Here is a 25,161-nt window from a genome sequence, read left to right as displayed (position 1 = left end):
GCCTCCTCCGATGATCCGCTTGTCATCATAAGCATTGAGGACGTCCCCATTCAGGTTTAGCGTTTCAATTCGATAAACTCGACCAACCAGATACTCTCCCATTTGTGCGATTTCGCAGCACAGGTTCGTACCGACCATCTTGTCTGCCTCAAAGAGGAGGTCGAGTGTCCGTCCGAAGTCTTCCGAAACAACGAATTTTAGTTCTCCTCGCAGCAATACATTGGAGACTCGCTTTCCATCGCGGCTGCTTACGCCAACAGTAAATACTCCGATTTTCCTTTCTCTCTCTAGATCGCCATGGAACCAAACCGAGTTAATTCGGACATGTTTTCCCAGGTAATCTTCCGGGAAATTGGTCAAATCTTTGAAGCTGACAGTTTCCGGATTGCGCAAATTTGCGAGCTTCGTCTTCATTTCGAGATTGCGACGGCGATCTTCCGCCATTCGCGTTTGCTCGACAGCTATTTTTCGCGTGTCCTCTTGTCGCTTGCGTTCGGCTCGCGTCTGAACGGACGCTTCGAGATTGCGAAGTATCGTCTCTTTACGAACGGCGACCAGAACTGGATCCTTTACTTTGCCATCCTCGATCTCGCCCGAAGTCATTGCCGTGTCAAATTCTTCTTCTGACAAACCGAGAAGGCACTCAAGAGCAAGTGAGTCGGAAACCGCAGTTTCGGCTTCGACTAGTAGCTGCTCTGCTTTGCTCTTATCAATGGCATAGGGATCGGCTACATATTTTTTTAATAGAGGAATCGCGTTGGCGACACGTTTGACTTTTATTTGCTGCTTCGCTTCGTTCCAAATCGCAGTCGCCTGTCTCTGCAGTCTTTCGCGAGCGACTTGCGATTGGTGGCGTCGAACTTCGATTAATACGGATTCGCCCTCATCCCTTTCTGTGGCGATCTGATCATTAAGAACGTCAACGAGCCTCCGCTCTACCGATTCTCCGTTTTGCGATGTGTCTCCGTCGATCCATTGCTTTGCTGCGACGACCGCCTGAGAAATGCGGTCGTTGGCGTCTGCGATCTCCGCTTGATGCGAAGCACGAGAATACCAGATCAAAAACAGGACGCACCCAAGAACGAAGACGCCAGCAAATCCCCATAGTGCGAGCAACGTCTGGGGGCTAAGTCCTTCTCGTTCGTCATCCGTCCGCATCGGTTCGGCAGTGGCGACCTCTGATATTGGCACCATCACGGCATGGCCGCAATTCGGGCACTTGACGCGTTTGCCAGCATAGTGCGAAGGCGCCGACAGCCGTTTACCGCAAGAACAAAGCACGCCTATCGGCTGTGCACTGACGGGGCGGTTTTCATGAATTGCCATTAACAATTCCTAGTCGTGTCTTGGGAGCACCTGGATTTCAGCAGGCTTGGTTGAAGGGATATCAATATATCCTCCAGAGGGGGTTTCGTCCACCAATTGGAATGACATGTCCCTAGTGTCGGTCGCGAGATTAGGCGACACGAACTTGCCCCGTCAGCAACCACCGGATTCGCGTGGTAGCGCTACCACGCGACGAGATTGCGTTGCCGCGCGTTGTTGGATTCCAATTGGGTTGGCAGCGCTTCGTCAATCGTCAGCTTTTCGTCGTAGTATGCTGACCCAGGCCTTCGTCACTCTCGAGACGAGCGCCCTGGGCTAGTTTAAAACGGGCGCTTAGAGCCTAAGTCTGGTAGTAATCGCGAGCAACGTCTGTCGGTTGACCGAGAGCACGGACGCGGGATCGATTGCCGTGCAGCAAGAAGGAAAGCGGGACTTTCGGTTAACACGGACGGCACGGGAAATAGCGTCCGTCGCATTCCCTTGGCTTGCGCACTCGGGCTATGATGAGTGGAGCAATGGCCCAGCGTGCTCTACGCTTGTTCGCGGGCGGCCGATTCTTTCGCCGAATTGCGAGCTGCGGCGCCCGATTCCGAAGGTTGACGCGTCAGCGCCTTTTGCAGACGTTCTTCGTCCGAGTAGGTTGCCGGGAGCGTGGCGAAGTAATAGATCAACAGGACAAACGCGACGGCGCAAATCCCCACCAACACCGGCTGATACGGAAATGCTTGATCGACGATCGCCGTAAGATCCAGCTCGGACTCGGCTGGACTCGGTTTGAAGAGGTAGGCCAGCCAATCGGACGCTTGGATTCCCTCGGCGCGCAGCGCCGTTAAGCCGATCGCCAGGCTGTTGTGGGTGACGTGATAGGCCATGCAAGCGTAGAGACTACGCGATTGCACCGCGAGATATCCGACCAGGATGCCGACCACGGTCGCGGTGATCGACTGCTGCAGCATACCGTGCGTCGCGCCAAAGAAGAGGGCCGTGATCACGATCGCGCCCCATTTGTGCCCCATGTGCCGCAACCGGAGAGGATGAAACCACGGAAGGCGAACTCTTCGCAAATCGCGGGGAGCGCCGCCATCAGCAGAATCACCACGACAAACGGCAAGCCTTCGAGCGCCGGGCCGAGCAGTCTTCTAACTGCTTGGTCGTTTGGGCGTCGACGGGAAATTGATTGCGGACCAACGACCCCAGCATGATCGAAAACGGGTGGACCGCTATCGCCAACAAGATCGCCGCCGGCACTGTCATCACGTAAGGAAGCTTCAGCAGAAACGTTTCGCGCCAACTGCGGGCCAGCAGCGCCGCTAATAGCAAGACCGGCAGCAGGATGGTGAGAAACTGGATCGACAAGATGTAAGCGACGAAGCCGCCGCCTGTGGTCGGCAGGGTGAAGAGGGGGCCGGCGAAATAGCGGATCATCAAGATCAACAGACCGGCCATGATTGCTGCGCCTGACTTGGGCGTTGCGAGTCGATCGCGATAGAGATGAATCGCCCAGGCCTTCACATCAAAGCGTTCGCTTTCGCTGAACAGCACGGACTCGTTATTGAACTGATCAATCGCCCACTTGATCGAGAGCCAAATGCAGACCGTCGTCACCAACACCACGCCGGGAGCGTAGAGCAGCGCGTCATGGTAGTTCCCTTCCATCAACGTTTTCATCAGCAGCAAGACGCCGGTCACCGGGATCAAACTGTTCGCCAAGCCGATTTCGACCGAGGGGAGGATCGGCAGGATCACCAGCGGCAGATTGACCATCAGCAGCGGGAGCAAATAGTATTGGCCTTCTTTGCTGCTGCGGGCCAGCGCGGCGACCGCCAAAGCGAGCGCGCTGAACAACGCCGCCATCGGAATCAGCGCCAGCAACAGCCAACCGACCGACCAGAGGGGCGGAGCGCCAAAATTCAAGCGACTTCCGGCGCCGGCCGCCGAGAGTTGCCCCATCACCAGCGTCGCGGTCAGCCCCATGCTGGCGAGATTTAATAAGGAGGTCGCAATACTAAACGTCATGATCGCCAGCAGTTTGCCGCCGACGATTTCGGAGCGTAGAGCTGGGCTTGAGAGCAACGTTTCGAGCGTGCCGCGTTCTTTTTCGCCGGCACACAAGTCAATCGCCGGATAGAACGCGCCGGTCAGCGCCCAGACGACGACGATAAACGGAAAAATCTTGGACCAGATAAATGTGCGACGCTCCGGATCTTCGGAGAGATCGATTTCGGCGACCGTAAATGGATTGGTCACCTCTGGAGGCACGTCATGCGCCGCCAGATTGCGTTCGATCACTTTGTCGCGCCAACGCGTCAAGATTGTGGAAAAGCGTTGGTGGGCGACGATCGACTTTTCTCGCGCCGAATTGACGAAAATTTGCGGCTGGGGAAACTCGGCCGGAGCGTCGCCGGTTGTGGCGGGGCCGTCGCCGTTGACGTGATCCCGAAACTGTTCGACCCGTTCGGCGAAACCCGGCGGAAAGTAAACCAATGCGTCAAATTGGCCGGCGGCGATCGCGTCTTGCGCCGTTTGGCGAATGATTTCGGGATCCATCGTCGCTTCGAGAATTTCGATCTCGAACATCTCGGGCGACCAGTCTTTGAGCATGACGTCGCTAGAGAAGTTTTCACCATCCAAGAGCGGCGGCGAATCGGGCAACTCGGCGGCGCCGACAATTTGCAATCGCGCCGGGTTCTGCTGCCGAAACTGCATCACCTGCATCACCAGCAGACCCATCAGCGGGTAGAGCAGGACCGGCAAGATGACGATCGAAAAGAGCGTGCGGCGATCGCGCATTTGATCGCGCAATTCGCGGAACAGGATCAGCTTGATGTTGTACCAACTCATGCGTTTTAGCTTTGCTCGGCTCCGGCATGGTCGGCCATGTCTTCAGGTTCGCCGATCAAGTGAAAGAAGATTTCTTCTAGATCGGGCTGGGAGTAGCGATCGCGTAGTTCGGCCTGCGTTCCCTCGGCGAGGATTTTTCCTTTGTGCATGATCGCGACCTGATCGCACAGCTTTTCAACTTCGCGCATGATGTGCGACGAAAAGATGATGCATTTCCCTTGCTCGCGCAGCTCGGCGATGATTTGCAGCAAGGCGCGGCCAACAAAGACGTCGAGCCCCAGCGTTGGTTCGTCAAAGACCAGGACCGGGGGATCGTGGACAATCGCGCGCGCGATCGACACTTTTTGCTTCATCCCGGTCGACATCTTCGACCCCAGCACGTCACGCATCTCTTCCATGCGCAGGCGTTGAAAGATCATCCGCATGCGGTCTTGCAGCAGGCCTTCTTCTAAGCCGTATAAGCGGCCGAAGTATTCGACCGTTTCCCACGCAGTCATTCGCTCGTAGACGGCCGTGTTGGTCGAGACGAAGCCGATCTGGCGGCGGACCATCGCCGGTTCGGTCACCACATCGTAGCCGTTGACCTGAACCGAACCGCTGGTAGGACGAAGGACCGTGCTTAAGATTCGCAGCACGGTCGTCTTGCCGGCGCCGTTGGGACCTAACAGCCCGTAGATCTGACCCGGCATCGCGAACAGGCTGACGCGATCGACCGCGACGAATTGGCCGCGGCGGAGATCGTCGTAAGCTTTGACAAGTTCGCGAACGTGAATCATGAACGACCAGACGAAAGGGGAGCGTCTGCGGCTTGCACGCGCGGCGAGCCAAGGATGGGCGATATCCTTTATTGTGCAGTTAATTCTAAATGATGCGAGTGCCCGACTCGGCCTGTCAGACGCTCGTCAGCGAAGAGAGTTCGGCTTTGTCGCCGATCGAACGGATCGTGCGGATTAGCGCGAATGAGCCAAATTAGTCGTCGTCGAACTTCAGATCTTGTTCGGTCAAAATGCGGAAGTTTTTTCTGGCCAACGTTTCCATCGCCATTTCGATGTTGTCGGTCATCAGCGCGACGGCCGGACGATCGTTGGGCGTGTTGAGCAGGGGATAGGCCTGGACGATGTTGACTTCGGCTTGCAGCAGCGCCGTGCAAACCTGCAGCAGCGGTTGCGGACCGCGCGGCAGTTCGATCCCGATCAGATCGCTTTCGATCAGGGCCAGGCCGGCGCGTTCCAAGATCTCTCGGCCTTGTTCTGGTTCGCTCAGCAGGAACCGCACAAAGGCGCATTCCGTGGCGTCGTTGATCGACAAAGCGACGATGCGGACGTTCGAGCCTTCGAAACGGCGCACAATTTCTAAGAGTTGCCCGACCCGATTTTCGAGAAACACCGTGAATTGTCGCAGCGAGGGGTAGTCGCGCCCACGCATCGTTAAATAATCGGTACCAGATCCGCCGTCAGAGCTCATGGAAATCCTTTCGTCGACAAATTCACCCCGCGAATGCGTGGTGAGAGACGTCTTTCGATTTCGCTAACTATAGAATACGCTTAATCTTCGGTCAACTTGTACGTAGCCCAACGGAGTGGTCGTGATCACGAAGTTCGAGATGCATATTCGCGTTCGTTACCAGGAAACGGACGCTCAAGCACGCGTTCATCACGCGAACTATATCACGTATTTTGAAGTCGTTCGGACCGAAATGCTGCGCGAGGCCGGCTTTAGTTACCGCGACATGGAAGCGTCCGGGCTCTTTTTGGTGGTCGCCGAGGCCGAGTGCAAATACCGCGCGCCGGCCGTTTTTGACGACCTGCTCTGCATTTCGATCGAGACCGTTAAAGCCAAAGGGGTGCGAATCGAGAATCACTACGAAGTGCGCCGCGACGACGAGGTGATCGCGACCGGACGGACGCTACTGGCCTGCGTCGACAAGTCTGGCAAGCCGCGACCGATACCGAAGAATTTGCGTTTGCCGTCGTAATCGTTGATGCAGGCTCTCATTCTCTCGGGGGCGCAACTGGAGTTGCAGGGGGACGAAAAGCTTGTTGCAAGTATTCTCGGTCGCCATCCTTGAGCCAAAACGTGGAGACGAACACGGCATACTCGTTGTTCTCCATCGCTAACAGTTCGATGTCTCCAAACGCCTCTAAGCCTCTCTCCATTCCATTTTGCTGGTTGGTAAACCACAGCTTCAAGAACGGATCGAAGGTGACGTAAGGACGTGATGTCAGATTTGCTGCGAACGGCGAAGCGGCATCGACATGAATCGTGAGGCCGCAGACAGCTCCCTGTGGGTCTTCGAGCCAGTCATAAAATAAGAGCGTCTCGGCTTCGTCTGCAGACGAAAAGCAGCGCCGCGTCACGTTTGTAATCTCTGGCAAAGCGATGTTTATTTCGTTTCCCAGGATGATGGCGATGGTGTCATTCAATGGAGACCGCATTTCTCTCGCTCGCTGGCGCTGCGGGTTAGTGCTGCATCGACTGTTACTCGGACTTCATCAGCTTGATCTGGATGGCCTGCATGATGCCGGCGGCGACATCTTCTTTGGGGCCTGAGAGCATTGCGACGACCTCGCCGGCCCGGTCGAGGATCTCGACGCGATTTTCGGCGGCGTTCATCGCTTCGGGTCCGTTGAGAACAATCAGATCGCAGTTCTTCTTCTCGAGCTTGACCAGTGCGCGGAAGCGCGCGTCTTCGGTCTCCAGAGCGAAGCCGACGACCCACTGGGCGGCTTGCTTCTTGGCGCCCATCGTCGCGACCACGTCCGGCGTTTCGATCAGATGCAGCGTGAGCGGTTCTCCCGTTTTGGCGATCTTGTGACCTTCGACTCGCTCGGGCCGATAATCGCAAGGCGCGGCGACGCCGATCAGGCCGTCGCAACGGGGGAACTCGGCTTCGCAGGCGGCCAGCATTTCTTCGGTGGTGATCACCGAGATGGCGCGGGCCTCGATAGGATAGTCGACCTGAACGGGGCCCGAGATGATGGTGACGTCATGACCGGCGGCGATCGCGGCGGCGGCCAGCGTCGATCCCATGCGGCCGCTTGAGCCGTTCGTCATGTAACGAACCGGATCGATGTATTGCCGCGTCGGACCAGAAGTGATCAGGATGTGGGCCAAGATTGCCCTCTCAGGAAAGGGGCGCCAAGCGAGTTTGAATAGCGGCCAAGATTTCGTCGGGTTCGGACATGCGACCAGCGCCTTGATCGCGGCAACTGAGCCAGCCAGCGCCGGGGCCGATCATTTCGACGCCGTCGTCGACGAGCTGCTGCACGTTGCGCTGCACGGAGGGCTTGGCCCACATTTCCCGATTCATGGCCGGCGCCATCAGTACGGGGCCCGTGAACGCGAGATAGATCGTGCTGAGCAAATCATCGGCCGCGCCGTGAGCGGTTTTGGCCAGGAAGTCGGCCGAAGCGGGCGCAATGCAGAGGAGATCGACCGACTTGGCGATTTCGATATGCGGGCCAAGCGGATAGTGAGGGTCAAACGCGTCGATCGCCGGCGGCTTGCCCGTCAGCGCGGCGAAGGTCGCCGCGCCGATGAACTTGCTCGCGGCCGCAGTCAGAACGGTCGTTACGTCGAAGTCAGACTGCACAAGGCGGCTGACCAGCATCGCCGTTTTGTAGGCGGCGACGCCTCCGGTAACTCCGATCGCGACGCGACGTCGACTCATAGATCGCCGCCGAAGTCATCAAAGAATTGACCGCCTTCGCCTTCGCCGGTGATGCGAACTTCGTTCGACATGTCGAGATGAATCTTGTCCTGTTTGATTTCTTCCAGAACGATTTCCATCTTGTTCTCGCTGGCGATGGTCACCAACGGTCGGCTGCCGGCGTTGAGCGCGACAAGTCGTTTTTGGATCAGCGTCGAAAGCTTAAAGCGACCACCGACCTTGTTGATGATGTATTCTTCTTTCAGTTCTTCCATCATAGCGCATCGTCTCCCGAATCGTTTTGAATCACGTCCGCCAGTCTTTGAACGGTCTCGTTCACGGCGCCGGCGTCGTTCACAATCTGATACTTGTATTGGTGCATCGCGGCCAGCTCGCGTTTTGCGGCGGCCAGGCGACGTTGAATCGTTTCTTCCGGTTCGGTCCCGCGTCCGCGGAGCCGACGTTCCAGTTCTTCGTGCGATCCCGGACTCAGGAAGATGGTCACCGCGGCAGGATACTGCTTCACGATTTCCATCGCTCCGTCGACATCGATCTCGAGCAAGACCGAAATCCCTTGCGGCAAGCGGTCTTCGACTTCGCTGCGCGGCGTGCCGTACCAATAACCGTTGCCAAATACTTCAAATGTCTCCAGGAACTCTCCGGCCGCTTTGCGACGTTGAAATTCTTCGGTCGACAGGAAGTGATAGTCCTGGCCGTCAACTTCGCCGGCACGCGGCGGACGCGTCGTGGCCGAAACGCTTAGCTTCAATCTCGGCTCGGCCAGGGCGAGCAATTTCCGCACAACGGTCGTCTTTCCAGACCCCGACGGGCCTGAAAGGATCACCAATTTGCCGGTTCGAGAAGAAGGCATATCGTGTCGTCGCGGTAAAGTCGTGTTAGCCGTAACGAAACTCATTCGACGTTTTGTATCTGCTCGCGGATCCGTTCGATGCAAGTCTTCATTTCGACGACGCGGCGTGCGATCTCGGAGTCATTCGCTTTCGAGCCGATCGTGTTGGTCTCACGAAACATCTCTTGCGTCAGAAACTCTAGCTTGCGCCCTGCCGAATCCTCTTTCTCCATGATCGTCGCGTATTGATCGAGGTGGCTTTTCAGACGCACGACTTCTTCCGAGATGTCGGTTCGGTCGGCGAATACTCCCACTTCGCGAATGACGGAGGCCGGGTCGGCCGTCACGTCAAAATCTTCCAGCAGCTTGTTCAGTCGCTCGGTGATGCGCGTTCGATAATTCTCAACCACCTGCGGGGCCAATTTCTCGACCTCGGCCAACTGCACGGCGATCTCTTGGCAATTGTTGGTCAGGTCGATGCTCGTCGCGCGACCTTCTTCGCCCCGCATTTGCGTGAACCGGGTGAGCGCTTCGTTCAATACTTTCTCAAGCAGCGGCCAATCGGCGTCGACGTCAATCGCCTCGGAATTGCGTTCTTCGATCACGCCTGGCAACTGCAACAAGCTGTCCCAGTGCGGCGTCTCGGCCAACCCCAGGTCGCTGCTAACCCCACGCAACTGCTGTAGATAACTCTTCAGTACGGCGGCGTTCAAGCGGTAGTCGTCGGCGCTGGCCTGGCGATGAACGCGATAGTTGACGTTGATCGTTCCGCGCTTTGCATGCTTCCGCACGATCGCTTCGATCTGCGGTTCAAAGCAAGCGTAACCCTCGGCGCCGCGGATGTTCAGCTTGAAATAACGGTTGTTCACCGCGCGGACTTCGACGGTCACCGCCAAGCCGTTGAGCTGGGCATGCGATTCGCCAAAGCCTGTCATACTTAGCAGCACGAGCGGAACGCTTTCAAACCGGGACGGCAAGACCGTCGGTGAAGTTCGACGGCCGAAACAAGGGAGAGCCAAGCCTACTCGGCGGCAGGCTTTTCTTCGGACTTGGGAGCTTCCGCTGCGGGAGCTTCCGCGGCGGGAGCTTCCGTCTGCGGCGCTTCGGCTGCCGGCGCGGCGGGAGTTTCCGCTTTCGGAGCTTCCGTCGCCGGTTGATCCAGGTCAGGCGTGGTCGCGGCCGGCGCTGCGTCGTCGCCGGGATTGAAGCGCGTCGCTGCGGGAGTCTCGCCTTCGGCCGCCGGAGCGCCAACGGCGCCGGTGATCGGCGGAGCAGTCGTGCCCCCTTGCAGTTTCGAGTCGCCGGAAGTTTGCAACATCGCCAGGGCGACGCTGCAAAGCAAAATCCAGACAAGGGTCACGACGGACGTGACTCGGGTGAACGTGTCGCCGGCTTTGGCGCCAAACGCGCTGCCGCCGCCGGCGCCGCCCAGCGCGCCGGTCAAACCGCCGCCGCGTCCGCGCTGCACGAGAACCAGCAGGATCAGGAAGAGCGAGAGAAGGCTCAGCACAATTCCGAATAAGTATTGCATCGATCGATCCGTGAGTAGTTGCGATTTAGGGCGAACGCTTGCGCTGCTACGCGCCTGCGATGATTCCCAGGAAGCTATCAGCTTTCAGCGCGGCTCCGCCGACCAAAGCGCCGTCGATGTTGGGCTGCGAGAGCAACTCGGCCGCATTGTCGGGCTTCACGCTGCCGCCATATTGAATGCGGACTTTTTCGGCGACGGCCGAATTGTATCGGGCCTCGATCACCTTGCGAAGATCGGCGTGGACCGCTTCGGCTTGCTCAGGCGTCGCGACTTTGCCGGTGCCGATCGCCCAAACCGGCTCATAGGCCAAAACGATGGATTCCATTTGCTCGGCAGAAACGCCGGCCAGCGAACCATAGAACTGCTCGGCGACCACATCGGCCGTTTTGCCGGTTTCTCGTTCTTCCAGCAGTTCGCCCACGCAGACAATCGGAACCAAGCCGGCCGCGAGGGCCGCATGGACCTTCTTGTTGATCAGGGAGCTCGATTCGCCAAATACATGGCGACGTTCGCTATGGCCGAGGATCACGTACTGGCAACCGATGTCTTTGAGCATTGCGGCCGAAATCTCGCCGGTAAACGCGCCAGACGCCTCGAAGTAGATGTTTTGTGCGCCAACGCCGATCGGGCTGTCGCCGGCGGCGGCGACGATCGCGTCAAGGTACAAAGCCGGCGGGCAAACCGCGACTTCGACCGAGCAATCAGCCGCAAGACCTTTGGCGATCCCTTCGACCAGGGCGATCCCTTCCGCCCGAGTGGAGTTCATTTTCCAATTGCCGGCGATAAAAGGTCGTCTCACAGGAGCAGTCCTCTGGATGGCTGGGAACAACGAGTGATATCGAGTGAATGACAGCCGGGCCGCCAAGAACGAATCGATCAATATATCACGCTGAGCGACCCGCCGTCGAGAGGGAGATCGCTGCAGAAATGCGCCAAATCAATAGGAATAAATGGGGTCAGGTCCTAATTTTGCAACAATATTGGGACCTGACCCCATTTATTGGGCTTGTTGCTAGCGACTAGCCCATTGTGATAGTAAGGTTGGATGCAGGCCGGATGGGGGGAAAGTGTTGCTTCTTGGTCCATTTTGGGGGCCTAATGAACTCTGCGTTCCGATTGGTCTGCCGTCTTTTCCTAGTCGCACATCCAAAGAAAGAATCACCAACCATGGTCTCGACCCAATTTCGTAGTCAGTTTCAAAAGATCGGTCGTAGGCTCGTGCTCGGCGTTTCGGTCCTCGCGCTGACTTTCGCGTTTGCAGCGCCCAGCATGTTGGGATCTGCGGCGGAATCAACGTCAACCGATGTCGCTTGGCGCGGCAGAGTCTATCGTCGCGCCTATTACGGTCCCGTCGTCCCCGTCGTCCCAGTCATCCCCGTGGCGCCGGTGGCTCCTGTCTATCGAGCGCCGCTGCTTCGACCTTACTACGCACCGGTCTATGGACCGACCTACTACGGCAGTCCTTACGGCGGAGCCGTCGTCTCTCCGTATGGCGGCGTCTATTGGTAATGTGACCGGCGTCAGGGGGGATTCTTCGATTCTTCGGGGAAGAATAGCCGATCAAAGAAGACGAGATGCATGACGAAGTCTCGCTAGCAGAGCGTCGTCAGCCATGATGAAGGCGCTCGGTCCTGACGAAGCGGGTCCACCTCAGAGCGTGAACTCATTTCGCGTTCTGTTGGCGGTTGCTGAGCAACGGCGTTTGCGTCGGTTATTGGTCCTTCTTGGATTTCCATGAATCCAAAACCTTGAGAGGAGAAGAGACAATGAGTTTGACTCACGTGCGAATCCATTTCCGGCGGTTTGGCCACTGGATCTCACTGGGGGTAGTCGCCGTTGCTTGGACCATCGTTGTTGCCGGATCGGACTCGGCCGCGATGTCTACCCCGCGGAAGTCAACGGTTGCCTGGAATGGCCCTGGCTTTGCGCAGACCTACATGGGGCCGATCTATGGACGCCCTATTTACAACCACTCTGGCTACAATCGCGGTTACGGCCCCATTTACGGACCAGGCTACAACACGCGTCCGTTCTATCGCCCTCTTCATAACGGCGGCGGCGTCGTGGTCATACCGAATGCGCGTGTTTATTGGTAATCCCAATTGGCAATGCGGGCTGTTTTTGTAACGCTCCACCACGCAGGCGGTGGAGTGTCTATCTTTCTAGGAGCGAAAATCTTTCGCTTTTGCCTCCTGCTCTGGCTCGCCCTTAACCCCCGCAACCGATTAAGTCGGACTTCGGCAGTTCGGGGGGGACGAGTCTGGTTGGGATCGTACAGGGCTCATCCCTGGCATGTACTTTGCGACTTAGCTGGCCATGGTTTTCAATTACCCCATCCAAGATAAGGAGAAGAGAAAATGGGTATTTCGCAATTACGCCAGCAATTTCAGACCGTCGGACGGTGGGCGATTCTCAGTCTCGCCGCCGTCGCACTTACCGTCGCGTACGCCGGACCAAGCTTCAGCAATTCAGAGTCGACGTTAGCGCCGCATGCAACTGCGACGCATGAGGTTCAAGACGTCGCTTGGCGCGGTCGCCGGGTCTACCGACGTGCATATCGAACGCCTTACTATCGTGGATACCGCGGCTATGGCTACGGCCCCCGTTATAACCGTGGATACTATGGCCGCCCGTACGGTGGCGCTGTTGTGACCCCGCGGATCGGCGTCTATTGGTAAGAAATTTTGTTCCTAGCGATATGATCGCGCGACTCTCTAATTGAACGTCGCGCGACCGTATCGTAGCGAATGTCCGAAAAAAACGGAGTGTGTGCTAGGCGTGATCCAGCATACGCTCCGTTTATTTTTTCTTGGCGAGATCCGCCGCGAAGCCATCGCGACAAAATCGCTGATCGCGCGATCTCCGCCAAACGATTCGCTTGACCTGGTTGGCAACCGCTCTACGCGAAAATGGGGCGCGCTAATCGGTCGGGGTCATTTTGCGGAACGAGCCGAGCACTTCAAAGCGGATCGTTTTCTTTTCTAGCGCCGCGATCGTGCGACGGATTTTCAACTCGCTTTCGTGCCCTTCCATCTCGACGAAGAAGAGATATTCCTGGTCGCCGCCGGAGACCGGAAACGACTCGATCCAGGTCAGATTGAGCCGGTTCCGTTTGAAGATGTTCATCGCATCGGCCAACGCGCCCGGCTTATGTTCGGTCTGAAACATCATCGCCGTTTTGTCGTCACCGGTCTTCTTGCCAGACTCGTTGCCGATCACGGCGAAGCGGGTCACGTTGCGGGGGTTGTCTTCAATGTTCTCTGCGGCGAAATTCAGGCCATAGTTGACTCCAGCGGCGCGGCTGGCGATCGCGGCGACCCCTGCTTGCTGAGTCGCTAATTGCGCAGCGGCGGCGGTGCTGGTGATTTCGCAGACGCGGGCCTGCGGCAGATGCTTCGCCAACCAGTTGCGGCACTGGGAGAGAGCTTGCGGCTTGCTGTAGACTTCGCGAATCGCCGCGCGATCGCATTTGGCCAGCAGGCAATGATGAATCCGCAGTTGGACTTCGCCGCAGATTTTGAGCGGCTGCTTGGCGAACATGTCGAGCGTGTCGGTGACGCGTCCGTCGCTTGAATTTTCGACCGGGACCAAGCCAAACTGACAAGTTCCGCGGCTGATTTCCTCGAACACGGCGGCGATCGTCGCGACCGGAACCAACTCGGCGCTTTGTCCGAACCTTTCGATCGCCGCTTGATGGCTGTAACTGTATTCGGGACCGAGAAACGCGACTTTCAATCGGGCTGCGACGTTTCGGCAGCCGCTGAAGATTTCGCGAAAGATCGACCGGATCTCCTGCGGAGGCAATGCGCCGCGGCTTTTCTGGGCGAGCGATTCGATCCGTTGGTCGTCGTCGATCAGGCCGTCGACCGTATTTCCGGCCGCTTTCAACTCGGTCGCGACCTGGATCAGGTCGGCGCGTTGCTGAATGAGGGCCGCCAGTTCGCGGTCAAGCTGGTCCACTTCGCGCTGGAGCGCGGTGGGGGTGGGGCGCTTCACGCTCTTTTTTTTCGACATTTCGTCCGTTCTCCGCCGGGGCCGATTCGCCCGAACTGGCGATCGTCAAACGAGTTCGCATCTATCGTAATCGACGGCCTCCCGTCGCGAACCCCCATCTGCCGCGCCGCCCAGATCTGCTGCCAATTTGGCATCGGCCGGAAAATTCGGCATGGCAGGTATGTTTCTAAGTGACTTTGACATAGCGACTTAGGTTCATGTTGCGTGATTTTTTTCCCATTGGCATGTCGCTTGCTTTCTACATGGACCGTCCGAAAAACAAGACGCAAACCGAGGGGAACCTCGAATCATAAGAGGAGGAATCTACATTATGGCACAAGGCGAAACGATCATTGGAATTGACCTGGGGACGACCAACTCGGTTGTCGCCATTATGGAAGGTTCCGAAGTCAAAATTATTCCGAACGCGGAAGGCAACCGGCTTACGTCGAGCGTCGTGGCGTTCACCGACAAAGGGGATGTCCTGGTCGGCGAACCGGCGCGTCGTCAGGCGGTGACCAATCCCAAGAAGACGGTCTACTCGATCAAACGCTTCATGGGTCGTCGTCACAACGAAGTCGACTCGGAAGAGAAGATGATCCCCTACGAAGTCGTAGGCGGCGCGGATGAGTACGTCAAAGTGAAAATTGGCGACGCCGAGTATACTCCGCAAGAGATCTCGGCCAAGGTTCTGCAAAAATTGAAAGCGGCGGCGGAGTCCTACTTGGGGCACAAGGTCAACAAGGCGGTCATCACCGTACCGGCCTACTTTAATGACGCCCAACGCCAAGCGACCAAAGACGCCGGTCAGATCGCCGGTTTGGAAGTTGCGCGAATCATCAACGAGCCGACGGCGGCGGCGCTAGCCTATGGTCTGGGCAAGCAGAAGAGCGAGAAGATCGCGGTCTTCGACTTGGGCGGCGGTACGTTTGATATTTCGATCCTCGAAGTTTCTCCTCCCGAAGGAGAAGAAGAAGGGGAACGGACCGTTTTTGAAGTCATCAGCACCAACGGCGATACGCACTTGGGGGGCGATGACTTTGACGAAGAACTGATTCACTACGTCGCGGACGAGTTCAAGAAAGAGCACGGCGTCGATCTTCGCAACGACACGATGGCTTTGCAGCGTTTGCAGGAAGCGTGCGAAAAAGCGAAGAAAGAGCTGAGCTCGCAGGCGCAGACCGACATCAATCTGCCGTTTATTACGGCCGACGCGTCGGGTCCGAAGCACTTGCAAATGTCGATCAGCCGCTCGAAGTTTGAAGAGCTGACCGACAGCTTGATTCAGCGCTGCCGCGTGCCGGTCGAAAAAGCGTTGGCCGACGCCAACCTAAAGCCGAGCGACATCGACGAAGTCGTGTTGGTCGGTGGTTCGACGCGCATCCCCAAAGTCGCGGAGATGGTCAAAAAGATCTTTGGCAAAGATCCGCACAAAGGGGTGAATCCTGATGAAGTGGTCGCCGCTGGCGCCGCGATTCAAGGAAGCGTGTTGTCAGGCGATCGCAAAGACGTGCTGCTGTTGGACGTGACTCCGCTTTCGCTCGGTATTGAGACGCTGAACGGCGTCTTCACCAAGCTGGTCGAGCGCAATACGACGATTCCGACCGAAAAGAAGCAAACCTTCTCGACAGCGGAAGACAGTCAGTCGGCGGTGACGATTCGCGTGTTCCAAGGGGAACGTCCGATGGCGGAAGACAACCGCTTGCTCGGTCAGTTCAACCTCGACGGAATTCCGCCGGCTCCGCGCGGCATGCCGCAAATTGAAGTGAAGTTTGATCTCGATCAAAACGGCATCTTGAACGTGTCGGCCAAAGATGTCGGCACCGGCAAAGAGCAGCACGTCAAAATCGAGCAGTCTTCCGGCTTGTCGGAAGCCGAGATTCAGCGGATGCAAAAGGACGCCGAAGAGCACGCTTCGGAAGATAAGCGAAAGCGTGAACTCGCCGATCTGCGCAACCAAGCCGAATCGATGTGCTTCCAGCTTGAGAAGTTGATCAAAGAGAACGGTGAAAAACTTTCCGACAGCGACAAACAGCCGTTGGAACAATCGATCGAGAAAACCCGTGAAGCGGCCAAGGGCGAAGACGTCGATGCGATCAAGTCGGCGATTAGCGAACTGGAAGCAGCTTCCCACGCGGTGAGCAAAGTGTTGTACGAAGGAGCCGCCGCTGCTGGCGGAGCTGCCGGAGCAGAAGCCCCGGGAGCCGAAGCAGCCGGATCCTCCGGCGACGACGATGCGATCGACGCTGAGTTTGAAGTGAAGAAAGACTAAGCTGCAAGTTGCTTGAGAACGCTGGGGACGGACGATCGTCCCCAGCGGATCTCGCTTGCCAACAGCCGGCTTCAGTTTCTCTCGACGCCGGCGCGAAGCCCGCTCTTGGACTTTTCGGGCATTCTCTTTTTTCGGCGATTTTTGGCCGCTATTCAGGTAAAAACAACTGCGCTGAAGTTGTGCGCAGATTTTTCAAAGGAGGCTTGGACGATGGCGATTCGGTTCGACAAATTCACGCTCAAAGCTCAAGAGGCGGTCCAAAATGCGCAGACGATTTGCATGGACGCCAGTAATCCGCAGTTGACCCCGTTACATCTGCTCGTCGCTTTACTGCGCGAAGCCGATGGCGTGGTGAAACCGCTGTTGGACAAGATCGGCGCCAATCGACGCCAGATTACGGAGTTGGTTGACTCAGAGTTGGGCCGCTTGCCCAAGGTCACAGGCGTCGCCGGACAGCCGGGGCTTTCGACCGAGCTGGATCAAGTGCTGCAAGCGGCGCAGCGCGAAGCGGACGTGATGAAGGATGACTTTGTCTCGACCGAGCACTTGATGCTGGCGCTGACTCGCGTCAAAAGCGCCGCGCAAGAGATCTTGAAGGTGAACGCCGTCTCGGACAAAGAAGTATTGGCCGCGCTGCAGTCGGTGCGCGGCAATTCGCGCGTGACCGATCAAAATCCGGAGTCGACGTTCCAGGCGTTAGAGAAGTATGGCATCGATCTGGTCGAGCGAGCCAACCAAGGCAAGCTCGATCCGGTGATCGGCCGCGACCAAGAGATTCGCCGCACGATCCAAGTCCTCTCGCGCCGTACCAAAAACAATCCGGTCTTAATCGGCGAGCCTGGCGTTGGAAAAACGGCGATCGCCGAAGGTCTAGCGCTGCGCATCGTCCAGGGAGACGTTCCGCAAAGCTTGAAGAACAAGCGGATCGTCGCGCTCGACATGGGCGCGCTGGTCGCCGGCGCCAAATTTCGTGGTGAGTTTGAAGAGCGGCTGAAAGCGGTTCTGAAAGAAGTGCAGGATTCCGACGGCCACGTCGTGCTGTTCATCGACGAGCTGCATACCGTCGTCGGCGCCGGCAAAGCGGAAGGGGGGGCCGATGCCGCGAACCTGTTGAAACCGGCCCTGGCCCGGGGCGAACTCCGGTGCATTGGAGCGACGACGCTCGATGAGTTTCGCCAATACATCGAGAAAGATGCGGCGCTCGAACGTCGGTTTCAACCGGTCTTTGTCGGCGAACCGTCGGTCGAAGATACGATCGCGATTTTGCGAGGGTTGAAGCCGCGTTACGAAGCGCATCATGGGATCAAGATCAAAGACTCGGCCCTGGTCGCCGCGGCGAAGCTCTCGGATCGCTACATTACCGATCGATTCTTGCCGGACAAAGCGATCGACCTGGTCGATGAAGCTTCGAGCCGCTTGGCGATTGAGATGGAGAGCGTGCCTGGCGAAATCGACGCGGTGCAGCGTCAGCTGACGCAATTGGAGTTGGCCGATCGGCAATTGGCCGAAGAAACCGAAGAATCGGCCGTCGAACGACGCGCTGAGATTCAAACCGAAATGACCGACCTGCGTCGTCAGTTGGCGTCGCTCCGCGAGCAATGGGAGACCGAAAAGCTGGGGTTGGGAGACGTCACCAAGGTTCGGCATGAGCTGGCCCAGCTCGAGCTGCAGTTTTCGCAATTGCATGCGTCGATTCAAGAGAAGCAAGCGAGCGGCGCCCCGGTGTCAGAGTCGGATTACCAACAACTATTTGAGTTGCAGAAGAAACGGGATGCGTTGACCGCGCGGATGGATGCGGAAGTCGATCACTCGGACGCCGCGAAAGAAGGAAAAAAGCCGGAGCGGCGGTTGCTGCGCGAGCAGGTTACCGAGGAAGAAATCGCCGAGGTCGTCAGCCAGTGGACCGGAATTCCGGTCACGCGGATGATCGAATCGGAACGAGCCAAGCTGCTCGTGCTGGAAGAACGGCTGCATCAACGGGTCGTCGGCCAGGATGAAGCGGTCGAAGCGGTCGCCAACGCGGTCCGACGAAGTCGGAGCGGAATGCAAGCGACCAATCGACCGATCGGTTCATTTATTTTCCTGGGGCCGACCGGCGTGGGAAAGACTGAGCTTTGCAAAGCGCTCGCCGAGATCTTGTTTGATGACGAGCACGCGATGGTTCGCATCGACATGAGCGAGTATATGGAGCGGCATGCCGTCAGTCGTTTGATCGGCGCTCCTCCCGGATACGTCGGTTACGAAGAAGGGGGCAAGCTGACCGAAGCGGTTCGCCGGCGTCCTTACAGCGTGATTTTGCTCGACGAGATCGAGAAGGCGCATCGCGACGTCTTCAACATCTTGCTGCAAGTGTTGGACGATGGGCGCCTGACCGACAATCACGGTCATACGGTCGACTTCACCAATACGATCGTCGTAATGACCAGCAACATCGGCAGCCAGGCGATCCAGCAGATCGCGGCCGAGGGAGGAACCGACGAAGAGGTGCGCGACGCGGCTCAGGCCAGTTTGCGGACCCACTTTTTGCCCGAGTTTTTGAATCGCATCGACGAGACGATTGTCTTCAAACCGCTTTCGAAAGAGCAGTTGCGACACATCGTGGAGATCCAGGTTGGATTTCTCGCGAAGCAGTTGCAAGAGAACGGAATCGAACTGGTCATCACGCCTGCGGCCAAAGACGAGCTGTCGGAGGAAGGGTACGACCCAACTTTTGGGGCGCGTCCGTTGAAGCGTGTGATTCAAAATCAGTTGCAGAACGCGCTGGCGACCACGATTTTGAAAGGAGACATCGGCGAAGGAGACGGCATAACTATCGACTACGCCGACGGCGCGTTTCAGTTTCAAAAATATCGTCCTGACTCGCTCAGCGAGTAGGATTGCCAGGGGCGGAAAAAAAAAGAGGCTCGGCGGTTTCGCCGAGCCTCTTTTGATTTGCATTCAGTCAGCCGCCGCGACTAGGAGGAAGAACCTAATCCAAGCAGGCCAGCATTAACCAATGAGTTTCCACTCTTTGATCAGCTGTTCGGCCGAAGGAGTCATACGGCGCAGCTTCTCAGCAATGCGGGCCTTCATCTCGCCAGACGGATTCTTCGCCAGAATCGCTTTGAACTTCGTGTACGATTTCGCACGATGACGACGACGTTTCAGCTCTTTCCCACGCTCGCTAATAACCGGCACGTGATTCTCCTAAAACACTGTATATTGTGGTAGTTGATGTCGTAGTAAACGGATAAAGATAGCGATTCCCGGCATTTACGTCAATGACCAGTCGCTGGCGCCGGTGAACCGCGATCCATAAAATGGGTCCTAAGGAAGCATCCCCAGAAAAAAAGCCGGCATCCGCTGTAACCTATTACAGAGCGAAGGGTTGCGTTGACAATCTTTCGCCCCGTCGATACATTAAATCCCTTCCCCAGCGACCGCCGTGTCGCAATCGGGACAAATCAGGAGGCGAGCCGAATGGTTAGGGAGCGGTCTTGAAAACCGTCGCGGGCAACCGTTGGGGGTTCGAATCCCTCCGCCTCCGCTTGGGAGCCGGCTTGTGTTTGATCGCAAGTCGGCTTTTTTTATGCAATCGCGGTTGATGGGGCGGATTGTGCGTTTTGGGATTGGGGCGCTAGCCGCGTTCGGGCCAGAGGGTTTCGTCTTGGGGGATGGTGATGACGGGCCAACCGCCGGGGAAGAGGCGGATGATGCGGCCTGGGCGATAGCCTTCTAGTAACAGTTGCGGCTGAAAGCGGACTTGCCGTCCGCTGCTGCCGGGCGCCAACTCGATCTCTTGGATGCTAAGTAAGGGGCCGCTCTTGCGGTCGTTGACCTGGTCATAGGTTTGGAGCGTTGGTTCGGCGACGACGCCGGTGACGGAAGTATTGGGACGGAAGTCTTCCAAAAGATGGGGGTCTACGCCGCCAAACAGGGTGACGGTGACGATCCGCTTTTGATTGTCGACTTCATCGATCCAGCCTGGTATGCCGCGGTATTTCAGATGCAAGCGATGTTGCGCTAACTGTTGTTGGCGGGCCAGCTCGCGACTCTCGTCATCCAGCCAGAGGTCGGTGCAGCGACCCACGCCGTAGAGCGTCGCCCAGGTGAGATTGAACAAGACTTTTTGGCCGGGTTGGATATCTTCGAGCGCGCCGAATTGCTTTCCTAGATAGACGCGGGTAGCCGGCGTTAGATCAATTTCGATCGTCGCGTCATCCCGTTTGTCCGTTTCGGTTTCGACGCCGCGCAGCGTTAACTTCATGGTCATCAGATCGACCGACTCGACTTGAAATAGTCGTTTCTGCTCGTCGTAGTAGCTGAAATCGTCGACTAGGCGGTAGGCCTGGGAAAAGTCCTTTTCGATGCTTTGACGGTTGAAGTAGACCTTGGGAATCTCTTCGTCCTTATCTTTCACGTAGAACCAGCCGTGCAGATGCGTGCCGATCGGAATATCGCGCAGTGCGGCCGGCGCTCCGTGATACGTCAGCGACCCGTACGGCAACATGCGGAAGTTGATCGGCGTATCCCAGTTGTGGCGGCGCTGCTTGTCGGTGCGAGAGACGCGCAGCATGCCGGCTCGGTGGACATGATCCATCTCGATCAGTTCACCGGTAAAATAGTGGGCCGATCCAGCTGGGGGAAATTTGTGCGGTTCGACTTGATACCAGGCAAGTTTCTCGTCGCCGTTCTCATCGGTCCGAAACGGCTCTTCCGCCGGAAGCTGTCCCGCAAAACAGATTCCAGATAGCAGTAGCGACAAACAGATTAAATTTCGCACGCGAGTTATCCTAGAATTTCTTTTATGACGCCGTTGCTATCGCCGAAGGAATCGACGGGAACATCCATTTTTTGAACCATCGTCAGCAGCAGATTGCTGAGATGAGCGTCGCTGTCGACGGGACGCGAGCAGACGCCGTAGTGAGATCTGGCGTCGTCCAAATTGTAGGTTTCTATTTTCGGCAGATTAAAGTCGATGTGCTGACCATGCTTCAGGCCGAGCGAAGCGCCGCCGGCCAAGACCATCGGCAAGTTGGCGTTGCCGTGACTGTGGCCGTACGCCATGCCGCTGCCGAACAAGACCATGGTTCGATCCAAGAGGGTCTCGTCATCTTCTTCCTGGTACGACTTCAATTGGCTAAGGAAGTAGGACAACTGCTCCGCCAAAAAGGTGTCGGTTTGCGTCAGACGGCGCAGTTGCTCGGGGTCGCCGTTGTGATGCGAGAGCTCATGACGCGTCTGCATGACGCCGATTTCTGGGATCGCCAGGCCGTTGCTTTCGCTTCCGCTCATGCAGGTGATCACGCGGGTCATATCGGTCCGCAGCGCCAGCACCATCAAGTCGTAGATAGTGCGGTAGTAGTCGCCGGCGTCGGTTTGCGGAATGTCGCGCGTCAGTTTCGTTTTGGTTTCGGCGGCGACCGACGGCTTCGGAATGTCGAGCCATTCGTAGCTGCGCTGGGTACGCTTTTCTACGTCGCGAACGGCGTGGAGATATTCGTCCAGCTTGTTGCGATCCTCGGCGCCGATTTGTTTGCGGAAGCTGTCGGCGTCTTCCAGCAGCGTATCTAACACGCTGCCGCGACGATTGAGATTGCGTTTTGCGGTTTCGGCGCCGCCGGGCTCGACGCCGAACAAGCGATCAAAGATCTGTTTGGGACGGCGCTCGGATGGCAACGGAATCCCGTCGCGCGACCAGGCGAGCGAACCGCCGGTGATCGCGAGTTCCAGGGACGAGAACCGCGTATGCGGCGACGTGACTTCGGCCATCATTTGGTCGGCCGAGACGCTATTGCGAAACGCGCCTCCTTCTTGACTGATCTTCGCCGCAGTCAGCCAGATCTTGTCACACTCGTGGGCTTGGCCAAGTCCGTTGGGATGGTGCAGACCGCTGATCGGCGTGATTTGTTGGCGATGCGCTTCGAGCGATTTCAGCGGAGCGCTCAGCTCATAGTCGGCGCCTGCTTTCTCGATTTGCCAGGTGAGCGTGTTGACGCCGTTAGGGATGTAAACAAAGACCGATCGTTTCGGTTTGCCGGCCGCTGCGCCGGGGTTCTCTTGTTCTTTAGCGACCGCTTTTTGGCCGGAGTCCATGCAGTTGAGCAGCGGCAAGCCCAGCGTAGCGCCCAGTCCGCGCAGTGCGTGACGTCGGTTGATTCTCCAACGATTGAAATTGAAATGGCTCATCTATCACCGTTTCTGAAACAGGTCGGAAAGTACCAGCGCTTTCACCAGATCACGCACGCGGTAATCGGCATCCTTGCTACGTTTTGCAATCGCCGCTAAATCCTCTCGGTCGTCGACGGTCATCGTGCGGCGGAGCGAGTAGGTCGCTAATTTTTCGATAAAGGTCTGGTTGAACGGATCGAGATCGGCCAGCAGCAATTGTTTGAATTCGTGAGGTGTAGCGAACTTGCGACCGTCCGGCAGTACGCCGCTGGGATCGACCGGCGGATTGGCGCCGACTCCTTGCGCCACGACTTCTTCTTCTCGCCAACGACCGATCGCGTCAAAGTTGTCGAACGCTAGCCCCAATGGATCGATTTTGCGATGACACGCAGCGCAGTTGGGATCATGCTTGTGCGCCTCCAACTTCATCCGAATCGTCGCCTTGGGCGAATCGACCGGATTCGGTTCGATCGCATCCACGTTGGCCGGCGGCGGGGGAGGCGTTTTGCCGAAGACCGATTGCAAGACCCAGACGCCGCGGTGTACAGGACGATGTCGCGTTCCGTCGGAAGTCAGGGATAATACGGCCGCTTGCGTCAGCAGACCTCCCCGCTGATCATCCGGCGCGAGCGCCACGCGCTGGAATTGATCCTGCTCGATTCCATCAATCCCGTAATGGATCGCGAGACGCGGATTCACCATCGTCCAATCCGAGTCAATGAATTCGCGCAGACTCAAGTTTTTCTGGAGCACTTCTTGGAAGAAGGCGAACGTCTCGCCGCTCATGCTCCGTTCGAGGTGGGGATCGTAGTCGGGATACAGATCTTTGTTCGGCGGAAACATTCCCAGCTTGTGCATCTGCAGCCATTGGCGAGGAAAATCATGGCAAAACTTTTCGGCTCGCTCGTCGGCCAACATGCGATCGAACTGCTGCTGGAGAATGTCTGGTTCATGCAGCTTGTCGTCTCGCGCCAGGGCAAATAGTTCGTCATCCGGCATCGTGCTCCACAACAGGTAGGAGAGCCGCGCCGCTAGTTCAAAGTCATTCAGATTCGCCTGGGGATGCTCAAGGTCTCCTTCGATCACAAACAGAAAATTTTTCGAGCAAAGAATCGCCAACATGCCGGTCTTCATCGCTTGGCGAAAGTCAGATCCGGCGGCGATTTCGCTTTCGACGATTTGGAAGTATTGGTCGACCTCGTCGGTCTCGACCGGTCGGCGGAACGCCGCTTCGCACAGTCGCGCCAAGCAAGTACGAGCCTGATCCATGTCGCCGCTCTCGGCTGGCATATAGCGAGCCCGCTTCTCGGTGACGTCGCTGGGTTGAAGGGGACCTTCCCATTCGATCCAGTCAACGATCAGAAAGGGATAAAGGGGAACCCCTTCTTCGTCCGTCAATTTAATCTGCCAGGGGATGCGCCCATCTTGAAGACTGAAAAAAGGTTTCTGACCACTCCGGCCGGAACGAGGCAAGTTCGAAGGACCCGGCACATCGTTCGTCAGTTGAAACGAGTGCCCGCCGGCCGGCAGATCGACGGTGAACTCGACAATTGTCGGCTCGTCTTCTGGAGCCAGAATGTCTTGCTCAAACAGCAAGCGATCGATTTTGTCGGCATAGAAGGTCAGGTGCGGCGCGCGACCACCGACCGGTTTTAACCCGCTGACCTGGATACGGACTTTGAAAATTCCGCCGTTTTTCAGCATGGCGCTATCGGGGCCAGGTCGACCCCCGCGGATTTCATGGCCGGGCCACATATCGACGCGAACTTTGTCAGCGAGCCCTTGTTCTTCTAACTCTTTGATTTGTTGGCCGGACGGCCCGCCGCGCAAATCGAGGGCGCGCTTGCGAACGACCTTCGATTCGATCGGGCGCGTCGGATACGCTTCGTCTAGGATTCGCTCGGCGGCGCTATAGTATTTTTCGATATGCGACGCCGATAGGGAGAGGACTGAGCCGATTCGCTCGAAGCCGTGCCATTGGGCGTCTTCGTTCAGCCCGCTCGGATCGGCGACGCCAAAGCGAACGCCGAGCAAATCGGCGACGGTATTCGCATACTCATCGCGGGTCAGTCGATGGAACGAGACCGGTTCTTTTTTCGCGAGCCGCGCCGCTTTTCCTTCTTCGATGCGCGTCGCAAGCCATTCCACGATTTCGGCGTTCCGTTCGGCCGAAGGAAGATTGGGTTCGTCCTCGGGGGGCATCTCGCCGTTGTTGATTTTTTCGATTACTTCCCGCCAGCGATTGACCGAAGGGCCTCCGCCGACATCGGTAGAAAGCGTATCGATACGAAAATCTCCTTCCTGCAGATCGGGGCCATGGCAGCGAATGCAGTTCTGCTGGACGTACGGACCGATCGCGTCGGAGAAAGCTGCGTGGGATGGCGTTTCTGCTTGCGTTCTGCCGGCATCGAACAAGATGCACAGCATCAGCGCAAGAACGAACTGAGACGACAGTCGCGGCATGAGGAATCGTGGGATTGGAGGCGGGAAGCGATGATGGCGAGAAGTTTGTTTATAGTCCGTTGGGAGGAGTCGCGTCAAGAATTTTG

The 25,161-nt window shown here is 57.3% G+C and carries 23 protein-coding genes, 1 tRNA gene and 1 pseudogene; 7 read left to right on the top strand and 18 right to left on the bottom strand.

Going from position 1 to position 25,161, the window contains the following annotated elements:
• From DSM3645_RS30710 to DSM3645_RS20740, 5 genes and pseudogenes are all read right to left on the bottom strand, one after another.
• Nucleotides 1-1,326 (bottom strand): annotated as a pseudogene (locus DSM3645_RS30710) (hypothetical protein); the annotation flags it as partial.
• Between the two features lie 530 nt (nucleotides 1,327-1,856).
• Nucleotides 1,857-2,342 (bottom strand): CPBP family intramembrane glutamic endopeptidase, encoded by a 486-nt coding sequence (locus tag DSM3645_RS28730; protein ID WP_002654525.1) that lies wholly within the window; start codon nucleotides 2,340-2,342, stop codon nucleotides 1,857-1,859.
• Between the two features lie 76 nt (nucleotides 2,343-2,418).
• The gene (locus DSM3645_RS20750; RefSeq protein WP_002654523.1) at nucleotides 2,419-4,167 is read right to left on the bottom strand and encodes an ABC transporter permease subunit; all 1,749 of its coding nucleotides are present in this window, start codon (nucleotides 4,165-4,167) and stop codon (nucleotides 2,419-2,421) included.
• Nucleotides 4,168-4,172: 5 nt separating this feature from the next.
• The gene (locus tag DSM3645_RS20745; protein ID WP_002654522.1) at nucleotides 4,173-4,943 is read right to left on the bottom strand and encodes an ATP-binding cassette domain-containing protein; all 771 of its coding nucleotides are present in this window, start codon (nucleotides 4,941-4,943) and stop codon (nucleotides 4,173-4,175) included.
• 193 nt (nucleotides 4,944-5,136) lie between these two features.
• Nucleotides 5,137-5,631, bottom strand: coding sequence for a hypothetical protein (locus DSM3645_RS20740; protein WP_002654520.1), 495 nt, complete (start codon nucleotides 5,629-5,631; stop codon nucleotides 5,137-5,139).
• Nucleotides 5,632-5,752: 121 nt separating this feature from the next.
• Between DSM3645_RS20740 and DSM3645_RS20735 the strand changes: the two genes are divergently transcribed.
• On the top strand, nucleotides 5,753-6,142 hold the full coding sequence (locus DSM3645_RS20735; protein WP_237564903.1) for an acyl-CoA thioesterase: 390 nt from the start codon (nucleotides 5,753-5,755) through the stop codon (nucleotides 6,140-6,142).
• Between the two features lie 16 nt (nucleotides 6,143-6,158).
• Here the strand turns inward: DSM3645_RS20735 and DSM3645_RS20730 are convergent, their stop codons facing one another.
• The 8 genes from DSM3645_RS20730 to tpiA form a co-directional block, all read right to left on the bottom strand.
• On the bottom strand, nucleotides 6,159-6,602 hold the full coding sequence (locus DSM3645_RS20730; RefSeq protein WP_040352893.1) for a hypothetical protein: 444 nt from the start codon (nucleotides 6,600-6,602) through the stop codon (nucleotides 6,159-6,161).
• Nucleotides 6,603-6,645: 43 nt separating this feature from the next.
• Complete coding sequence (locus DSM3645_RS20725) at nucleotides 6,646-7,281, bottom strand: phosphopantothenoylcysteine decarboxylase domain-containing protein (RefSeq protein WP_002654517.1); 636 nt, start codon at nucleotides 7,279-7,281, stop codon at nucleotides 6,646-6,648.
• Nucleotides 7,282-7,291: 10 nt separating this feature from the next.
• A complete protein-coding gene (locus DSM3645_RS20720; protein WP_002654516.1) occupies nucleotides 7,292-7,837 on the bottom strand; it encodes a flavoprotein in 546 nt (181 codons plus the stop codon).
• Nucleotides 7,834-8,094, bottom strand: a complete 261-nt coding sequence (locus tag DSM3645_RS20715; protein ID WP_040352892.1) for a DNA-directed RNA polymerase subunit omega — start codon at nucleotides 8,092-8,094, stop codon at nucleotides 7,834-7,836. Before DSM3645_RS20715 ends, DSM3645_RS20720 begins: the two co-directional genes overlap by 4 nt.
• Nucleotides 8,091-8,687, bottom strand: a complete 597-nt coding sequence (gene gmk, locus DSM3645_RS20710) for a guanylate kinase (protein WP_002654514.1) — start codon at nucleotides 8,685-8,687, stop codon at nucleotides 8,091-8,093. Before gmk ends, DSM3645_RS20715 begins: the two co-directional genes overlap by 4 nt.
• Before the next feature lie 41 nt (nucleotides 8,688-8,728).
• The gene (locus DSM3645_RS20705) at nucleotides 8,729-9,613 is read right to left on the bottom strand and encodes a YicC/YloC family endoribonuclease (protein ID WP_040353140.1); all 885 of its coding nucleotides are present in this window, start codon (nucleotides 9,611-9,613) and stop codon (nucleotides 8,729-8,731) included.
• A gap of 74 nt (nucleotides 9,614-9,687) precedes the next feature.
• Nucleotides 9,688-10,197, bottom strand: coding sequence for a preprotein translocase subunit SecG (secG, locus tag DSM3645_RS31445; RefSeq protein WP_002654512.1), 510 nt, complete (start codon nucleotides 10,195-10,197; stop codon nucleotides 9,688-9,690).
• 46 nt (nucleotides 10,198-10,243) lie between these two features.
• On the bottom strand, nucleotides 10,244-10,996 hold the full coding sequence (gene tpiA / locus DSM3645_RS20695; protein WP_040352891.1) for a triose-phosphate isomerase: 753 nt from the start codon (nucleotides 10,994-10,996) through the stop codon (nucleotides 10,244-10,246).
• 368 nt (nucleotides 10,997-11,364) lie between these two features.
• On the opposite strand from tpiA, the gene DSM3645_RS20690 reads away from it, so the two are divergent.
• From DSM3645_RS20690 to DSM3645_RS20680, 3 genes are all read left to right on the top strand, one after another.
• Nucleotides 11,365-11,706, top strand: coding sequence for a hypothetical protein (locus DSM3645_RS20690; RefSeq protein ID WP_002654510.1), 342 nt, complete (start codon nucleotides 11,365-11,367; stop codon nucleotides 11,704-11,706).
• 257 nt (nucleotides 11,707-11,963) lie between these two features.
• A complete protein-coding gene (locus DSM3645_RS20685; protein ID WP_040352890.1) occupies nucleotides 11,964-12,293 on the top strand; it encodes a hypothetical protein in 330 nt (109 codons plus the stop codon).
• A 261-nt stretch (nucleotides 12,294-12,554) separates the two neighbouring features.
• Entirely contained in the window at nucleotides 12,555-12,875 is a 321-nt protein-coding gene (locus tag DSM3645_RS20680) for a hypothetical protein (protein WP_002654508.1), read from the top strand.
• A gap of 241 nt (nucleotides 12,876-13,116) precedes the next feature.
• Here DSM3645_RS20680 and pheA read toward each other — a convergent pair whose 3' ends face one another.
• Nucleotides 13,117-14,211, bottom strand: coding sequence for a prephenate dehydratase (pheA, locus tag DSM3645_RS20675; RefSeq protein ID WP_002654507.1), 1,095 nt, complete (start codon nucleotides 14,209-14,211; stop codon nucleotides 13,117-13,119).
• A gap of 310 nt (nucleotides 14,212-14,521) precedes the next feature.
• On the opposite strand from pheA, the gene dnaK reads away from it, so the two are divergent.
• Nucleotides 14,522-16,462, top strand: a complete 1,941-nt coding sequence (gene dnaK / locus DSM3645_RS20670; RefSeq protein ID WP_002654505.1) for a molecular chaperone DnaK — start codon at nucleotides 14,522-14,524, stop codon at nucleotides 16,460-16,462.
• A gap of 210 nt (nucleotides 16,463-16,672) precedes the next feature.
• A complete protein-coding gene (gene clpB, locus DSM3645_RS20665) occupies nucleotides 16,673-19,336 on the top strand; it encodes an ATP-dependent chaperone ClpB (RefSeq protein ID WP_040353138.1) in 2,664 nt (887 codons plus the stop codon).
• A gap of 114 nt (nucleotides 19,337-19,450) precedes the next feature.
• Here the strand turns inward: clpB and DSM3645_RS20660 are convergent, their stop codons facing one another.
• A complete protein-coding gene (locus DSM3645_RS20660; RefSeq protein ID WP_002654503.1) occupies nucleotides 19,451-19,639 on the bottom strand; it encodes a DUF6800 family protein in 189 nt (62 codons plus the stop codon).
• Between the two features lie 269 nt (nucleotides 19,640-19,908).
• Here DSM3645_RS20660 and DSM3645_RS20655 point away from each other — a divergent pair.
• A tRNA-Ser gene (locus DSM3645_RS20655) sits at nucleotides 19,909-19,988 on the top strand.
• 90 nt (nucleotides 19,989-20,078) lie between these two features.
• On the opposite strand, the gene DSM3645_RS20650 is transcribed toward DSM3645_RS20655, so the two are convergent.
• From DSM3645_RS20650 to DSM3645_RS20640, 3 genes are read right to left on the bottom strand one after another with little or no spacing between them, the layout of a single operon-like run.
• A complete protein-coding gene (locus DSM3645_RS20650) occupies nucleotides 20,079-21,224 on the bottom strand; it encodes a hypothetical protein (RefSeq protein ID WP_131282756.1) in 1,146 nt (381 codons plus the stop codon).
• Between the two features lie 5 nt (nucleotides 21,225-21,229).
• Nucleotides 21,230-22,630 (bottom strand): DUF1552 domain-containing protein, encoded by a 1,401-nt coding sequence (locus DSM3645_RS20645; RefSeq protein ID WP_002654501.1) that lies wholly within the window; start codon nucleotides 22,628-22,630, stop codon nucleotides 21,230-21,232.
• A 3-nt stretch (nucleotides 22,631-22,633) separates the two neighbouring features.
• A complete protein-coding gene (locus DSM3645_RS20640; RefSeq protein ID WP_002654500.1) occupies nucleotides 22,634-25,075 on the bottom strand; it encodes a DUF1592 domain-containing protein in 2,442 nt (813 codons plus the stop codon).
• Between the last annotated feature and the right edge of the window lie 86 nt (nucleotides 25,076-25,161).

It is taken from the genome of Blastopirellula marina DSM 3645 (assembly GCF_000153105.1).
Taxonomy (GTDB): Bacteria; Planctomycetota; Planctomycetia; order Pirellulales; family Pirellulaceae; genus Blastopirellula; species Blastopirellula marina.
This window is presented reverse-complemented; position numbering and strand designations above follow the sequence as displayed.

What these genes read in the sequence shown, in the direction of transcription:
- DSM3645_RS28730 (WP_002654525.1), bottom strand. Translation starts at nt 2,342, where the DNA reads ATGGGGCACAAATGGGGCGCGATCGTGATCACGGCCCTCTTCTTTGGC.
- DSM3645_RS20750 (WP_002654523.1), bottom strand. Translation starts at nt 4,167, where the DNA reads ATGAGTTGGTACAACATCAAGCTGATCCTGTTCCGCGAATTGCGCGAT.
- DSM3645_RS20745 (WP_002654522.1), bottom strand. Translation starts at nt 4,943, where the DNA reads ATGATTCACGTTCGCGAACTTGTCAAAGCTTACGACGATCTCCGCCGC.
- DSM3645_RS20740 (WP_002654520.1), bottom strand. Translation starts at nt 5,631, where the DNA reads ATGAGCTCTGACGGCGGATCTGGTACCGATTATTTAACGATGCGTGGG.
- DSM3645_RS20730 (WP_040352893.1), bottom strand. Translation starts at nt 6,602, where the DNA reads ATGCGGTCTCCATTGAATGACACCATCGCCATCATCCTGGGAAACGAA.
- DSM3645_RS20720 (WP_002654516.1), bottom strand. Translation starts at nt 7,837, where the DNA reads ATGAGTCGACGTCGCGTCGCGATCGGAGTTACCGGAGGCGTCGCCGCC.
- DSM3645_RS20715 (WP_040352892.1), bottom strand. Translation starts at nt 8,094, where the DNA reads ATGATGGAAGAACTGAAAGAAGAATACATCATCAACAAGGTCGGTGGT.
- gmk (WP_002654514.1), bottom strand. Translation starts at nt 8,687, where the DNA reads ATGCCTTCTTCTCGAACCGGCAAATTGGTGATCCTTTCAGGCCCGTCG.
- secG (WP_002654512.1), bottom strand. Translation starts at nt 10,197, where the DNA reads ATGCAATACTTATTCGGAATTGTGCTGAGCCTTCTCTCGCTCTTCCTG.
- DSM3645_RS20690 (WP_002654510.1), top strand. Translation starts at nt 11,365, where the DNA reads ATGGTCTCGACCCAATTTCGTAGTCAGTTTCAAAAGATCGGTCGTAGG.
- DSM3645_RS20685 (WP_040352890.1), top strand. Translation starts at nt 11,964, where the DNA reads ATGAGTTTGACTCACGTGCGAATCCATTTCCGGCGGTTTGGCCACTGG.
- DSM3645_RS20680 (WP_002654508.1), top strand. Translation starts at nt 12,555, where the DNA reads ATGGGTATTTCGCAATTACGCCAGCAATTTCAGACCGTCGGACGGTGG.
- pheA (WP_002654507.1), bottom strand. Translation starts at nt 14,211, where the DNA reads ATGTCGAAAAAAAAGAGCGTGAAGCGCCCCACCCCCACCGCGCTCCAG.
- dnaK (WP_002654505.1), top strand. Translation starts at nt 14,522, where the DNA reads ATGGCACAAGGCGAAACGATCATTGGAATTGACCTGGGGACGACCAAC.
- clpB (WP_040353138.1), top strand. Translation starts at nt 16,673, where the DNA reads ATGGCGATTCGGTTCGACAAATTCACGCTCAAAGCTCAAGAGGCGGTC.
- DSM3645_RS20645 (WP_002654501.1), bottom strand. Translation starts at nt 22,630, where the DNA reads ATGAGCCATTTCAATTTCAATCGTTGGAGAATCAACCGACGTCACGCA.
- DSM3645_RS20640 (WP_002654500.1), bottom strand. Translation starts at nt 25,075, where the DNA reads ATGCCGCGACTGTCGTCTCAGTTCGTTCTTGCGCTGATGCTGTGCATC.